12 protein-coding genes and 1 pseudogene are annotated in these 13,664 nt (G+C 60.9%); 8 read left to right on the top strand and 5 right to left on the bottom strand.

Translation table 11 applies throughout. From position 1 onward, the window contains the following. Window position 1: 1 nt before the first annotated feature. Window positions 2-442, bottom strand: a complete 441-nt coding sequence (locus tag SPE70_RS12470; protein ID WP_016160986.1) for a GNAT family N-acetyltransferase — start codon at window positions 440-442, stop codon at window positions 2-4. A 64-nt stretch (window positions 443-506) separates the two neighbouring features. Between SPE70_RS12470 and SPE70_RS12465 the strand changes: the two are divergent. Further along, window positions 507-700: pseudogene (locus tag SPE70_RS12465) on the top strand (hypothetical protein); the annotation flags it as partial. A gap of 7 nt (window positions 701-707) precedes the next feature. On the opposite strand, the gene SPE70_RS12460 reads toward SPE70_RS12465, so the two are convergent. Further along, window positions 708-1,772, bottom strand: coding sequence for a LacI family DNA-binding transcriptional regulator (locus SPE70_RS12460; protein ID WP_008804976.1), 1,065 nt, complete (start codon window positions 1,770-1,772; stop codon window positions 708-710). Between the two features lie 196 nt (window positions 1,773-1,968). Between SPE70_RS12460 and SPE70_RS12455 the strand changes: the two genes are divergently transcribed. After that, window positions 1,969-5,076 carry a beta-galactosidase gene (locus SPE70_RS12455; RefSeq protein ID WP_063105608.1) on the top strand — a complete coding sequence of 1,036 codons (3,108 nt, stop codon included), beginning with the start codon at window positions 1,969-1,971 and terminating at the stop codon, window positions 5,074-5,076. Between the two features lie 54 nt (window positions 5,077-5,130). Further along, on the top strand, window positions 5,131-6,396 hold the full coding sequence (locus SPE70_RS12450; protein ID WP_008804978.1) for an MFS transporter: 1,266 nt from the start codon (window positions 5,131-5,133) through the stop codon (window positions 6,394-6,396). Window positions 6,397-6,424: 28 nt separating this feature from the next. Here SPE70_RS12450 and SPE70_RS12445 read toward each other — a convergent pair whose 3' ends face one another. Together SPE70_RS12445 and SPE70_RS12440 are read right to left on the bottom strand one after the other, a co-directional pair. Further along, window positions 6,425-7,513, bottom strand: coding sequence for an AAA family ATPase (locus tag SPE70_RS12445; protein WP_023322574.1), 1,089 nt, complete (start codon window positions 7,511-7,513; stop codon window positions 6,425-6,427). A gap of 87 nt (window positions 7,514-7,600) precedes the next feature. Further along, a complete protein-coding gene (locus SPE70_RS12440) occupies window positions 7,601-7,861 on the bottom strand; it encodes a hypothetical protein (protein ID WP_008804980.1) in 261 nt (86 codons plus the stop codon). Between the two features lie 294 nt (window positions 7,862-8,155). On the opposite strand from SPE70_RS12440, the gene SPE70_RS12435 reads away from it, so the two are divergent. After that, complete coding sequence (locus SPE70_RS12435) at window positions 8,156-9,016, top strand: class A beta-lactamase LEN-16 (RefSeq protein ID WP_023297577.1); 861 nt, start codon at window positions 8,156-8,158, stop codon at window positions 9,014-9,016. 17 nt (window positions 9,017-9,033) lie between these two features. Here the strand turns inward: SPE70_RS12435 and SPE70_RS12430 are convergent, their stop codons facing one another. Continuing rightward, window positions 9,034-9,795: a DeoR/GlpR family DNA-binding transcription regulator gene (locus SPE70_RS12430; RefSeq protein WP_008804982.1), complete on the bottom strand. Its 762-nt coding sequence runs from the start codon at window positions 9,793-9,795 to the stop codon at window positions 9,034-9,036. Window positions 9,796-10,055: 260 nt separating this feature from the next. On the opposite strand from SPE70_RS12430, the gene ltnD reads away from it, so the two are divergent. The 4 genes from ltnD to SPE70_RS12410 are packed head-to-tail and all read left to right on the top strand — an operon-like array spanning window position 10,056 to window position 13,635. Then, the gene (gene ltnD / locus SPE70_RS12425) at window positions 10,056-10,958 is read left to right on the top strand and encodes an L-threonate dehydrogenase (RefSeq protein ID WP_063105609.1); all 903 of its coding nucleotides are present in this window, start codon (window positions 10,056-10,058) and stop codon (window positions 10,956-10,958) included. Between the two features lie 11 nt (window positions 10,959-10,969). Beyond that, window positions 10,970-12,235, top strand: coding sequence for a 3-oxo-tetronate kinase (gene otnK / locus SPE70_RS12420; RefSeq protein WP_063105610.1), 1,266 nt, complete (start codon window positions 10,970-10,972; stop codon window positions 12,233-12,235). Next, window positions 12,228-12,848, top strand: a complete 621-nt coding sequence (locus tag SPE70_RS12415; RefSeq protein ID WP_063105611.1) for a 3-oxo-tetronate 4-phosphate decarboxylase — start codon at window positions 12,228-12,230, stop codon at window positions 12,846-12,848. Before otnK ends, SPE70_RS12415 begins: the two co-directional genes overlap by 8 nt. A gap of 4 nt (window positions 12,849-12,852) precedes the next feature. Next, on the top strand, window positions 12,853-13,635 hold the full coding sequence (locus SPE70_RS12410; RefSeq protein WP_022065599.1) for an HPr family phosphocarrier protein: 783 nt from the start codon (window positions 12,853-12,855) through the stop codon (window positions 13,633-13,635). The last annotated feature ends 29 nt before the right edge of the window (window positions 13,636-13,664 follow it).

Genomic DNA, 13,664 nt, shown 5'->3' with positions numbered 1-13,664 from the left:
TTCAGGGCCGACGGATATAGCCCTGCTCCTGCATTTTCTGCATGCCCTCCTCGCTGGCGCAGACCATGCCGGTGGTCAGCATGGCAAAACCAAAGCGCTGATAAAACGTAATTTTATCGGCGACCGCATAGATAAAAATTTTGCCAAAGGGAAGCAACTGCTCCCGGATGGCCAGCATCAACTGTTGTCCGTAACCCTGCCCCTGACGTTCGGGGACGATCGCCACATCCGCCAGATAGCTGCTCCAGGTACAGTCGCTGATGGCTCGCGCCACGGCAATCAGCTGGCCGTTCTCATAGCCAAACCAGCAGAAGGTGCTCTGGCGGAACGCCTGCTCCAGTTGCTGAACATCGCGCTCATTCAATCCGGCCTCGGCGATAATGGTTCGCACCCGCTGCCAGTCCACCCGCGCGATCGCCTCTTTACCCTCTATCACCATCATACCCTTGCCTCCCGTCGTCTCCCGGATGGAGCCCCGGAAGCAAGATCTAGCATGCCGCGGCAGGATATGCCAGGCGGAAAGGCGAACGGAAGAAAACGGTAGAGGCGGGCGACGGCAAAAAAAAACCGCCATATGACTGGCGGTAAATCAATGCTTGCATGGATAGATTGTGTTTTGCATTTTTCGCAGACAGATAATCCTGACCTCTCTACGTTTGATGACGAGGTTAACAGAGTCAACCTCAATAAAGCCTCAACGGCCTGCGCTAAAGTTTTTCCACCAGCGCTTTCAGTTGCGCGAGGGTCTGCTGCTGATCCTCCGCGACGGCGGCGGGCCAGGCCGACTGGCGCACAATAAGCCGGGTCGGCAGCAGCTCGCGGATCCGCAGCTGCGGGGCCGCCATCAGGGCGATCAGCCGCTCCACCGCCCGCTTGCCCAGCAGATCGAAGTCCTGCGCCACCGTGGTGAGCGGCGGCTGGAAGTAGAGACTGTCGGCGGTGTCGTCATAGCCGGTCACCGATACCGCCCGGCTACCGCTGCGATTAAGCTGGGCGAGCGCGCTGAGCACGCCGAGCGCCATTTGATCGTTCGCCACCACAATCGCGCTGATCCGCGGCTGCAGATGCAGCAGCTCGAACGTTTTTTGCCAGCCGCTGGCGGCGCTCCAGTCGCCGAACACCGTTGTTGAGCGAGCGATATTCAGACTGTGCAGCGCCTCGCGCCAGCTGGCGAGGCGCAGACGGGCGGAAACCGAACTTTCCGGCCCCGCCAGCAGGCCGAATTCGCGATGCCCCAGCTCCCACAGGTGGCGTACGCAGGCTCCGCAGCCGTCGCGGTGGTCGAAGCGCACGCAGCAGACATCGGCCTCCGGAGAGACGTCAAGAAACAGGCAGGCCATATCCGGGTTCTCTTGCACCAGCCGCTCGGCGGTGGCGCTCTCCAGGGGCAGACTGACGATCACCCCGCGAATATGCTGGGCGCGCAGCTCATCCAGCCGCGCCTGCAGCGCGACAAAATCGGCCTGCGCCGGCATCGCTATCGCCACTTCCAGCTGATGCAGGCTGGCATGGCTTTTTATCGCGGCGGCGATCTGCGAGGGGGCATGCAGCGACAGCGAGGCGGTAATCAGCCCGATGGAGGGCGCCGCCTTGCCGGCAAGCAGCTGCGCCGAGCGGTTAGGCACGTAGTGCAGCGTCTGCATCGCGCGGATCACCTGCTCCCGGGTGCGGGCTGACACCACCTCAGGACGGTTCAGCACCCGGGAGACCGTCTGTTGGGACACACCCGCCGCGCGGGCGACGTCCTCAAGGGTTGCGGTACGACGCGGCATCTTTTCTCCTCAGCGATAACAATGTCGTGCGCTAACATTTTATGTTTAACGCACGACAAAAAACAGCGTTTTGCCCCCGCTTTCGTGATCGTCTGTTCATTTCATTTTCAGCGTGATTGCTGGAAAAAACAAATTACCCGATAACGTTAATCATCCTGTTTAGCGAACGACATTTTCTGACTTACCGGGGATTAAAATGCAAATTAGCGATACCGGCCACAGCCATATGCCCGACTTTCACGCCGTCCTCGCCCGTGAAGACTGGCAGAACCAGACCATTACCCACCTTAACCGCCTGCCGGCGCATCCCGCTTTCGCCAGCTGGCGCGATGAGCTTGCCGCCCGGGATAACCATCCCTCCACACGCCGTCGTCAACTGGACGGCGAGTGGCAGTTCGCTTACGCCCGCAGCCCGTTTGCCGTCGATGCACAGTGGCTGACGCAGGATCTGCCGGACAGCCGCGGCACGCCAGTGCCTTCCAACTGGCAGATGGAGGGCTATGACGCGCCGATCTACACCAACGTCCGCTATCCCATCGATACCACGCCACCGCGGGTGCCGGAGGATAACCCGACCGGCTGTTATTCCCTGCACTTTACGGTTGAGGACACATGGCGCGAGAACGGGCAAACGCAGATTATTTTCGATGGCGTCAACTCGGCGTTTCATCTGTGGTGCAATGGCGTCTGGGTCGGCTATTCGCAGGACAGTCGCCTGCCGGCAGCGTTCGATCTCAGCCCCTTCCTGCGCCCGGGCGACAACCGCCTGTGCGTGATGGTCATGCGCTGGAGCGCCGGCAGCTGGCTGGAAGACCAGGATATGTGGAGGATGAGCGGCATTTTCCGCTCGGTGTGGCTGCTGAATAAGCCGCAGCAACGGCTATGCGACGTGCAGTTGACGCCAGCCCTCGACGCCCTCTACCGCGACGGCACTCTGCAGGTCCAGGCGACTATCGAAGCGACAGAGGCGGCCCTTGCCGGGCTCAGCGTCGGGGTTAGCCTGTGGCGCGGCGAGGAGCAGGTCGCCGCCGGGCGGCAGCCGTTAGGCACCCCGGCGGTGGATGAACGCGGCCACTACGCGGAACGGGTCGATTTCTCCCTGGCGGTGGCAGCGCCGGCGCACTGGAGCGCGGAAACTCCAAACTGTTATCGCGCCGTGGTCACCCTGTGGCGCGGCGACGAACTGCTGGAGGCCGAAGCATGGGACATCGGTTTTCGCCGCATCGAGATTGCCGATGGCCTGCTGCGTCTCAACGGCAAACCGCTGCTGATCCGCGGCGTTAATCGCCATGAGCATCATCATTTGCGCGGTCAGGTGGTCACCGAGGCGGATATGGTGCAGGACATTCTGTTGATGAAGCAGAACAACTTTAACGCCGTGCGCTGCTCGCACTACCCCAACGCGCCGCGCTGGTATGAACTCTGCAACCGCTACGGTCTGTACGTGGTCGATGAAGCTAATATTGAAACCCACGGGATGGTGCCGATGAATCGGCTGTCCGACGATCCGGCGTGGCTGCCAGCCTTCAGCGCCCGCGTCACCCGGATGGTACAGAGCAACCGCAACCATCCGTGCATTATCATCTGGTCGCTGGGCAACGAGTCCGGCGGCGGCGGCAACCAGGAAGCGCTGTACCACTGGCTGAAACGCAACGACCCGAGCCGTCCGGTGCAGTACGAGGGCGGCGGCGCGGATACCACCGCCACCGATATTATCTGTCCGATGTACGCCCGCGTCGAACGCGACCAGCCGATCCCGGCGGTACCGAAATGGGGGATCAAAAAATGGATCAGCCTGCCCGGCGAGCAGCGGCCGCTGATCCTTTGCGAATATGCCCACGCGATGGGCAACAGCCTCGGCAACTTCGCCGATTACTGGCAGGCCTTCCGCGAGTATCCGCGGTTGCAGGGCGGGTTTATCTGGGACTGGGCCGATCAGGCGATCCGCAAAATCTTTGACGACGGCAGCGTCGGCTGGGCCTATGGCGGCGACTTTGGCGATAAGCCTAACGATCGCCAGTTCTGTATGAATGGTCTGGTGTTTCCCGATCGCACGCCGCATCCGTCGCTGGTGGAGGCGAAGCACGCCCAGCAGTATTTTCAGTTCACGCTGCTGTCGACCTCGCCGCTGCGGGTGCGCATCACCAGCGAATACCTGTTCCGTCCAACCGATAACGAAGTGGTGCGCTGGCAGGTGCAGTCGGCCGGTGAAACCCTGTATCACGGCAACCTGACCCTTGCGCTGCCCCCTGAGGGCAGCGACGAGATAACGCTGCTCGACAGCCTGATCCTGCCTGAAGGCGCCCGCGCGGTGTGGCTGACGCTGGAGGTGACCCAGCCCCGGGCGACCGCCTGGTCAGAAGCGGAACACCGCGTCGCCTGGCAACAGTTTCCCCTGCCCGCCCCGCTGGCGCTGCCGGCGCCCACCGTGCCTGCCGGCGCTCCGGATCTTATCGTCAGCGACGAGGTCTGGCAGATCCGCGCCGGTTCGCAATGCTGGACCATCGATCGCCGGACGGGTCTGCTGAGCCGCTGGTCGGTTGGCGGTCAGGAGCAGCTGTTGACCCCCCTGCGTGACCAGTTTATTCGCGCGCCGCTCGACAACGACATCGGGGTCAGCGAAGTAGAGCGTATCGACCCCAACGCCTGGGTGGAGCGCTGGAAAAGCGCCGGCCTGTACGATCTTGAGGCGCACTGCGTCCAGTGCGATGCGCAGCGCCTGGCAAATGAAACCCTCGTCGACTGTCGCTGGCACTATCTGCGCGGCGAAGAGGTAGTGATTGTCAGCCACTGGCGCATGCACTTCACCGCGGACGGTACGCTGCGGCTGGCGGTGGACGGCGAACGGGCAGAAACCCTGCCGCCGCTGCCGCGGGTCGGGCTGCACTTCCAGGTGGCGGATCAGCAGGCGCCGGTGAGCTGGCTGGGGCTGGGGCCGCATGAGAACTACCCCGACCGGCGGAGCAGCGCCTGCTTCGCCCGCTGGGAGCAGCCGCTGGCGGCGATGACGACGCCCTACATCTTCCCGACGGAAAACGGCCTGCGCTGTGATACCCAGGCGCTGGACTGGGGACGCTGGCACGTCAGCGGTCATTTCCACTTCTCCGTTCAGCCGTGGAGTACCCGTCAGCTGATGGAGACCGACCACTGGCACAAGATGCAGGCCGAAGACGGCATGTGGATCACCCTCGACGGCCTGCATATGGGGGTGGGCGGCGATGACTCCTGGACCCCCAGCGTGCTACCGCAGTGGCTCCTGAGCCAAACGCGCTGGCAGTACGAGGTCTCATTGCGTTGCCTTTAATCCGTGGGGGCGACAGCCCCCACCCTACAAACAGAATAACAAGGGATCATGGTGATGAAATTCTCTGAACTGGCGCCACGAGAACGGCATAATTTTGTCTATTTCCTGCTGTTCTTTTTCTTTTACTATTTCATTATGTCGGCCTACTTTCCGTTTTTTCCGGTGTGGCTGGCGGACGTTAACCATTTAACCAAAACGGAAACCGGGATCGTTTTCTCGTCTATTTCGTTATTCGCCATTATTTTTCAGCCGGTGTTTGGCCTGATGTCGGATAAGCTCGGCCTGCGCAAACATCTGCTGTGGACTATTACGGTGCTGTTAATTCTGTTCGCACCGTTCTTTATTTTCGTTTTTTCACCGCTGCTGCAAATGAATATCATCGCCGGGGCGCTGGCGGGCGGGATCTATCTGGGGATTGTTTTCTCCAGCGGCTCCGGGGCGGTGGAAGCCTATATCGAGCGCGTCAGCCGGGCCAACCGCTTTGAATATGGCAAAGTGCGGGTCGCAGGCTGCGTCGGCTGGGCGCTGTGCGCCTCGATAACCGGCGTGCTGTTCGGCATCGATCCCAACATCACCTTCTGGATCGCCTCCGGTTTTGCGCTGGTGCTCGGTCTGCTGCTCTGGTTGTCGCGACCGGAAAGCAGCAACAGCGCCGAGGTTATCGAAGCGCTGGGCGCCAATCGCCAGGCCTTTTCGCTGCGCACGGCGGCAGAGCTGCTGCGTATGCCGCGCTTCTGGGGCTTTATCGTCTATGTGATCGGCGTCGCCAGCGTCTATGACGTGTTTGACCAGCAGTTCGCCAACTTTTTCAAAAGCTTTTTCGCCAGCCCGCAGCGTGGTACCGAAGTGTTTGGCTTTGTTACCACTGGCGGCGAGCTGCTCAACGCGCTAATTATGTTCTGCGCCCCGGCCATCGTTAACCGCATCGGCGCCAAAAACGCCCTGCTGACGGCGGGGATGATCATGTCGGTGCGTATTCTCGGGTCGTCTTTTGCCTCATCGGCGGTGGAGGTGGTGATCCTCAAGATGCTGCATATGTTTGAGATCCCCTTCCTGTTGGTCGGGACCTTTAAATATATCTCCTCCGCCTTTAACCCGCGGCTCTCGGCCACCCTGTTTCTGATCGGCTTTAACCTGTCGAAACAGCTTTCCGGGGTGGTGCTTTCCGCCTGGGTCGGCCGGATGTACGACACCGTCGGCTTCCATCAGGCTTATTTGATCCTCGGGTGTATCACCCTGAGCTTCACCCTGCTCTCGTTCTTTACCTTACGGGGCGGGAAAAATCTGCTGCCAGCAGCGGGGACGCAGACCCCCGCCTGACTCCGGCTCCCGTCAGGGACGACGGGACTCACTCGACAATCCGCGTCTCCCCGCCGCGATTCTCCAGGGCATAGCGCTGACAAGGCGCCCCGGCGGCAATCAGCTCCGCCAGCTCTGCCGAGTGGCTGGTCAGCCAGATCTGGCTGTAGCGCGAGGCCTCGATAATCAGCCGGGCCAGCGCGGGCAACATGTCGCGATGCAGACTGTTCTCCGGTTCATTGATCGCCAGAAAGGCCGGCGGGCGCGGGCTGAGCAGCGCAACGGCGAGGCATAGAAAGCGCAGCGTACCGTCAGACATCTCCGCCGCCAGCAGCGGGCGGCGGATCCCCTCGCGACGCATTTTCAGGGCGAAACGTGACTGCTCGTTTTCACAGTAAAACTGGCAGCCAGGAAAGGCGTCGGCGAGGATCTCGTGCAAAATCTCTTCCGCGCCAATTTCGACAATGGTCTGAAAGGCGGCCGCCAGATTATGGCCATCGCTGTCGAGCACTGGCGAACGGTATCCCACGGCCGGCTGACGCAGCGGCGAATGGCGGCCGATAGCGAATTCATGGTAAAACCGCCAGCGGCGCAGGGTCTCCCGCACCCGCGACACTTCGGGAAAACGATGCGGTTCGCCGAGCTGACCGAACACCGACTCGTTTTCATAGATGCTCTCAGTGAACGTACTTTTCTCCCCCGTCACATCGACGAGAAACGCCGCCTGATTCTTACGCTGCAGTACGCGGGAGGAAGGCCGGCGGGAGTAGCCGGCCAGCCAGATGTTCTCTTCTTTAACGATGGGATCGAGCATGAACTGCGTCGGATAGGGCAATTTTTCCGGGAAGCCTATCTGCAGCTCATAATCGAAGCTGTCGGTCCGGCAGGCGATTTGCAGACGGCGGGGATGACGATCAACGGGCGAACGCTCCCCGGACCACATCATATTCTCCAGGCCGCCCTCTTCGCTGATAAACCCCGACAGCTTGCCGTCAGCGGCGGCGGTCAGCAGGTGGATGGCGTTATAAATATTGGATTTGCCGCAGCCGTTGGGGCCGAAGACAATGTTCAGCGGCCCGAGCTCCAGCGCGATATCCCTGACCGAGCGAAAGTTTTGAATACGGATGTACTGAATCATCATAGGTCCTGCCCTGGAAATAGAAGGCTGCCACAGTAGCATAGCGGCGCCAGGGTTACCTTCTCATGCTCCCTTTTCGGGCATGGCTTAACAGAACATTTTTTTCATTCCACGGGTCAACGCCACCCGCGTCAGCTTGTCGCTATCCTGATGGGCTTCACTGAAGACGCCAAAATAATAGCGTTCATCGTCAATGGTTTGACTGACAATACGATAGCTCAGCGGTTGCCCGGATGGGGCACCGTACTGAGCAGGCGTCACCGAGACCTCGGTCGCGTCATCGGCGACGCTGACCAACAGCCCGTCGGCCTTACCTCCCACCAGCATGACCTTAATTATCGGGTGCACCAGTTCCTCCCGGGATGGCGTATATCATTGGCGAACCGCGGAGTCCGGCGGGCATTGTCGTCAACAAACGGCGCCAGCCTGAGTGCGGCATTACGTACTTTCTTATAGTTCATCGCGGCCTTGAGTCAAAAAATAGCGTGCTGAGGCTGGGCTAAATATTGATTATTCGAAATAAAAGATGACAAATGATGAAGGAAAAAAGAGGAATTGTGAATCAGCAAAACGCCGGGTTATTCTTATTTGTCGCTCCTTTGCTCGCCTTTATCGGCCCTCACTCAAGGAAGTATTGCGGTTATGCGTTATGTTCGCCTGTGTGTTATCTCCCTGTTAGCCACCCTGCCACTGGCGGTATACGCCGGTCCACAGCCGCTTGAGCAGATTAAACAAAGCGAAAGCCAGCTGTCGGGCCGCGTGGGGATGGTGGAAATGGATCTGGCCAGCGGCCGCACGCTGGCGGCCTGGCGCGCCGATGAACGCTTTCCCATGGTGAGCACCTTTAAAGTGCTGCTGTGCGGCGCGGTGCTGGCGCGGGTGGATGCCGGGCTCGAACAACTGGATCGGCGGATCCACTACCGCCAGCAGGATCTGGTGGACTACTCCCCGGTCAGCGAAAAACACCTTACCGACGGGATGACGATCGGCGAACTCTGCGCCGCCGCCATCACCCTGAGCGATAACAGCGCTGGCAATCTGCTGCTGGCCACCGTCGGCGGCCCCGCGGGATTAACTGCCTTTCTGCGCCAGATCGGTGACAACGTCACCCGCCTTGACCGCTGGGAAACGGCACTGAATGAGGCGCTTCCCGGCGACGCGCGCGACACCACCACCCCGGCCAGCATGGCCGCCACGCTGCGCAAACTACTGACCGCGCAGCATCTGAGCGCCCGTTCGCAACAGCAACTCCTGCAGTGGATGGTGGACGATCGGGTTGCCGGCCCGCTGATCCGCGCCGTGCTGCCGCCGGGCTGGTTTATCGCCGACAAAACCGGGGCTGGCGAACGGGGTGCGCGCGGCATTGTCGCCCTGCTCGGCCCGGACGGCAAACCGGAGCGCATTGTGGTGATCTATCTGCGGGATACCCCGGCGAGTATGGCCGAGCGTAATCAACATATCGCCGGGATCGGCGCAGCGCTGATCGAGCACTGGCAACGCTAACCCGGCGGTACCGTGCGTTAGCCGGCCCGCAGCACCTCGCAGGCGTGCCGGGCGATATGACTGGCGGCGGCATCGGACAGATGCCGATCGGTAATAATAGTGGTGAACCGGGTCAAGGGTAACGCCATAAAGGTGGCCACCTGATTGTATTTCGAACTGTCGCACAGCAGGATGCTTCTCGCGCTGACCTGGCTGACGGTCTCCTTGACGGTAACCTTGTTCTCATCAGGGGTGAAAATACCGCGGCTGTCCCAGCCGCTGGCGGAGATAAAGGCCGTATCGATAGCCAGGTGGCGTAACGTTCGCGCCGCCGATTCGCCCACGCAGGAGCGATTCTCCCGGCACAGCGTGCCGCCGGTGTGGATCACGCCGCACTGGCTGGCATCGATCAGCAGTTGGGTTATCTCAAAATCATTGGTCACCACCTGCAGATCATCCCGGTCGAGGATCGCCCGCGCCAGCGCCAGGGTAGTGGTCCCGGCATCGAGATAGATACAGCTGTTTTTGGCGATGTGACTCGCCGCCAGCGCGCCAATCGCCTGTTTCTCCTCGCTCTGCAGCGTGCTTTTCACCAGATGACTGGGTTCCGTGGCCAGCCGGCTGACGGCGCGCACGCCGCCTGAGACGCTGACCAGCAGCCCCTGTTCCTCCAGTTTACTGACGTCCCGACGGATGGTCATATGGGACACGCCGAGGATCTCCGTCAGCTCATTAATGCTTACCGCCCCACGCTGCTCCACCAGGGCTAAAATACGCTGATGTCGTTCTATTGGAATCACCGCTCTCCCCTTACCATTTTTTCACACCAGGCGTCACCACTCGGGCTGCGGACCTGGCGTCACCCTGTGTTGTTATCGCGCTTTGCTGCTGTTTTTACGCTATTTTAGGGCAAGAATCGCCGTTGTGCAGCCTCTTTCCGCCTGTGAATTTTTTATATTCATGTGGGTTATTCGTGATAGCTCTCACATAAATTCACATGATAACGCTTTATTCTATCATTAAATCACATTAATTAACGAATATTCACAAGGAAACCATCATGGCTGCACACACTAACGTCTGCGTGATTGGACTGGGTTCAATGGGCATGGGCGCCGCCCGCGCCTGCCTGCAGGCGGGCCTGAACACCTGGGGCGTTGACATCAACCCCGACAACTGTCGCGCACTACTGGAGGCGGGCGCCAAAGGCGCGGGACCCAGCGCGGTGCCTTTCGCCGCTGAACTTGATGCGGTCTTGCTATTGGTGGTCAATGCCGCCCAGGTACGGGGGATCCTGTTCGGCGAAACCGGCCTCGCCGCCCACCTGAAGCCGGGCACCGTCGTGATGGTGTCCTCCACCATCGCCTCCGCCGATGCCCAGGCGATAGCCGTGGCGCTGGCGGAATACCAGCTATTGATGCTTGACGCGCCGGTATCGGGCGGCGCAGTGAAAGCGGCCGCTGGCGACATGACGGTGATGGCCTCCGGAAGCGATGCCGCCTTTGCCCGCCTCGCGCCGGTACTGGACGCCGTGGCCGGCAAAGTCTACCGCATCGGCAGCGACATCGGCCTTGGCTCGACGGTAAAGATTATTCATCAGCTGCTGGCCGGGGTGCATATCGCCGTTGCCGCCGAAGCGATGGCGCTTGCCGCCCGCGCCGGGATCCCGCTGGAGACGATGTATGACGTGGTGACGCACGCGGCGGGTAATTCCTGGATGTTTGAGAATCGCATGCAGCACGTCCTGGATGGCGATTACTCGCCAAAATCCGCCGTCGATATTTTTGTCAAAGATCTCGGTCTGGTGAATGACACCGCCCGGGCGCTGACCTTCCCGCTGCCGCTCGCCACCACCGCGCTAAATATGTTCACCTCCGCCAGCAATGCCGGATTCGGCCGGGAAGATGACAGCGCGGTGATCAAGATTTTCAAAGGCATCACCCTGCCGGGCCACAAACAGTGAGGAGAGATAACATGCAGCTTGGTGTCATTGCCGATGACTTCACCGGCGCCACGGATATCGCCAGCTTTCTCGTGCGCAACGGCATGCCGACGGTGCAACTTAATGGCGTACCGACCCGCGATCTTCCGCTGACCAGCGAGGCGGTGGTCATCAGCCTGAAAACCCGCTCCTGCGCGGTGGAAATGGCCGTCAGCCAGTCGCTGGCCGCGCTGCGCTGGCTGCAGGCCCAGGGCTGTCAGCAATTCTACTTCAAGTACTGTTCCACGTTCGACAGCACCGCGCAGGGCAACATTGGCCCGGTGCTGGATGCTCTGCTGGCCGAGCTGGGTGAAACGCGGACGGTGATTTCCCCGGCGTTGCCGGTGAACGGCCGCACGGTCTATCAGGGGTATCTGTTTGTCGGCGAGCAACTGCTGAATGAGTCCGGGATGCGCCACCATCCGGTGACGCCGATGGAGGATGCGCACCTGGGCCGCTTAATTGAGCGCCAGGGGCGCGGAAAAGCCGCGCTGATTGCCTGGCCGATTGTCGCCCGGGGGCCGGAGGCGGTCGCCACCGCGCTGGCGAGAATCAGCGATCCGGCGGTGCGCTATGTGGTGCTCGACGCCCTCAGTGAACAGGATTTGCTCACCCAGGGCGTGGCGCTGCGAGAGATGAAGCTGGTCTCCGGCGGTTCCGGTCTCGCCATCGGCCTCGCCCGCGACTGGGCACAGCGCCATGGCGCCCGGGGTGAAAGCGCTCAGGCGGGCATGCCGCTGGCCGGCCCGGCGGTGGTGCTCTCGGGCTCCTGCTCGGTGATGACCAACAGCCAGGTGGCGGCCTATCGTGAACAGGCCCCCGCCCGCGCCGTCGACTTAAGCGCCTGTTTTACCGATCTGGAGAGCTACGTCAGGACGCTGACTGACTGGGTGGACGCGCAGCGCGATGCGCCGCTGGCGCCGATGATCTATGCCACCACCGAGCCGCAAACGCTGCAGCGGATCCAGGCGCAGTATGGCGACAAGGCCAGCAGCGAACGGGTGGAACAGCTGTTTGCCGCCCTTGCCGCCGCCCTGAAGGCGAAAGGATTTACCCGGTTTATTGTGGCCGGAGGGGAAACATCGAGCATTGTGGCGCAGACGCTGGGGGTCGAGGCGTTCCATATTGGGCCGACCATCTCCCCCGGCGTGCCCTGGGTGCGTGACACCCGCCAGCCGCTCTCCCTGGCGCTGAAGTCAGGTAACTTCGGCGATATCCACTTCTTTGCCCGTGCCCAGCAGGAGTTTCGTCATGACTGAGCAACAGCTGCGAGATGAAATGGTGCAGATTGGCGCCTCGTTGTTTAGCCGCGGCTATGCCACCGGCTCCGCCGGCAATCTGTCGCTGCTGCTGCCGGACGGCAACCTGCTGGCGACGCCGACCGGCTCCTGCCTCGGCGAACTGCAGGCGCAGCGGTTGTCGGTGGTGACGCTGCAAGGTGAATGGCTCTCCGGCGACAAACCGTCGAAAGAGGTCACTTTTCACCGGGCGGTCTATTTGCACAACCCGGCCTGCAAGGCGATCGTCCACTTGCACAGCCACTATCTGACCGCGCTCTCCTGCCTGCAGAGGCTCGATCCGCACAACTGTATTCGTCCCTTTACCCCCTATGTGGTGATGCGTGTCGGCGACGTCCCGGTGGTTCCCTACTACCGGCCGGGCGATGACCGTATTGCCCAGGCGCTGGCCGGTCTGGCGCCGCGCTATAACGCCTTTTTACTGGCCAACCACGGTCCGGTGGTCACCGGCTCATCGCTGCGCGAAGCCACCAACAATACCGAAGAGCTGGAAGAGACCGCGCGGCTGATATTTACCCTCGGCAACCGTGAGATCCGTTACCTGACCACTGACGAAGTGGATGAACTGAGATAAAACCATGCCAAAATTTGCTGCTAATTTAACCATGCTGTTTACCGAACTGCCGTTCCTGGACCGGTTCGCCGCCGCTGCCCGCGCGGGTTTTGAAGCCGTGGAGTTTCTGTTTCCCTATGAGTATGAGGCCGGGGAAATTAAACAGCGCCTGCAGGAAAACCAGCTGCAGCTGGTGCTGTTCAATACCCCACCTGGCGACGTCAACGCCGGAGAATGGGGGCTCGCCGCGGTGCCAGGCAGAAGCGCCGAGGCCCGCCAGCAGATCCAGCTGGCGCTGGAGTACGCCTGCCAGCTGGATTGCCCGCAGGTGCATATCATGGCCGGCGTGGTACAGCCGGGGATGGATCGCGCAGCCTGCGAGGCCGTGCTTATCGATAATCTGCGCTACGCGGCGGAGTGCTTTGCCCGCCACGACAAGCGGATACTCATCGAAGCGCTGAATCCCCAGACCAAACCGGGCTATCTCTACCACAGCCAATATCAAACGCTGGAGATGGTGAAACGGGTCGACAGGCCGAACGTCGCGGTGCAGTTAGATCTGTTTCACGCGCAGAAGGTGGACGGCAATTTAAGCCATCTCATTACCGAATATGCCGGCCAGTATCGCCATATTCAGATTGCCTCCCTGCCCGACCGTCATGAACCGGATGAGGGCGAAATAAACTATCCGTGGCTCTATGCGCTACTGGATAAAACCGGTTATGACGGCTGGATCGGCTGCGAATATATCCCCCGAGCAGACACGCTTTCCGGGCTGGGGTGGTTCTCGCCCTACCGGAAAAAATAAACGCCGTTTTCTAAAAAAATAACTCTCTG

The organism is Klebsiella sp. ZJOU C1 (assembly GCF_035620215.1).
Lineage (GTDB): Bacteria > Pseudomonadota > Gammaproteobacteria > Enterobacterales > Enterobacteriaceae > Klebsiella > Klebsiella variicola.
The sequence above is the reverse complement of the archived record's forward strand: the minus strand, read 5'-3'. Positions and strand labels throughout refer to the sequence as shown.

Bases quoted from the DNA above. Each gene is read 5' to 3' on its own strand.
- SPE70_RS12450 (WP_008804978.1), top strand. From the start codon at position 5,131: ATGAAATTCTCTGAACTGGCGCCACGAGAACGGCATAATTTTGTCTAT.
- SPE70_RS12445 (WP_023322574.1), bottom strand. From the start codon at position 7,513: ATGATTCAGTACATCCGTATTCAAAACTTTCGCTCGGTCAGGGATATC.
- SPE70_RS12410 (WP_022065599.1), top strand. From the start codon at position 12,853: ATGCCAAAATTTGCTGCTAATTTAACCATGCTGTTTACCGAACTGCCG.
- SPE70_RS12435 (WP_023297577.1), top strand. From the start codon at position 8,156: ATGCGTTATGTTCGCCTGTGTGTTATCTCCCTGTTAGCCACCCTGCCA.
- SPE70_RS12470 (WP_016160986.1), bottom strand. From the start codon at position 442: ATGATGGTGATAGAGGGTAAAGAGGCGATCGCGCGGGTGGACTGGCAG.
- SPE70_RS12415 (WP_063105611.1), top strand. From the start codon at position 12,228: ATGACTGAGCAACAGCTGCGAGATGAAATGGTGCAGATTGGCGCCTCG.
- SPE70_RS12460 (WP_008804976.1), bottom strand. From the start codon at position 1,772: ATGCCGCGTCGTACCGCAACCCTTGAGGACGTCGCCCGCGCGGCGGGT.
- ltnD (WP_063105609.1), top strand. From the start codon at position 10,056: ATGGCTGCACACACTAACGTCTGCGTGATTGGACTGGGTTCAATGGGC.
- otnK (WP_063105610.1), top strand. From the start codon at position 10,970: ATGCAGCTTGGTGTCATTGCCGATGACTTCACCGGCGCCACGGATATC.
- SPE70_RS12455 (WP_063105608.1), top strand. From the start codon at position 1,969: ATGCAAATTAGCGATACCGGCCACAGCCATATGCCCGACTTTCACGCC.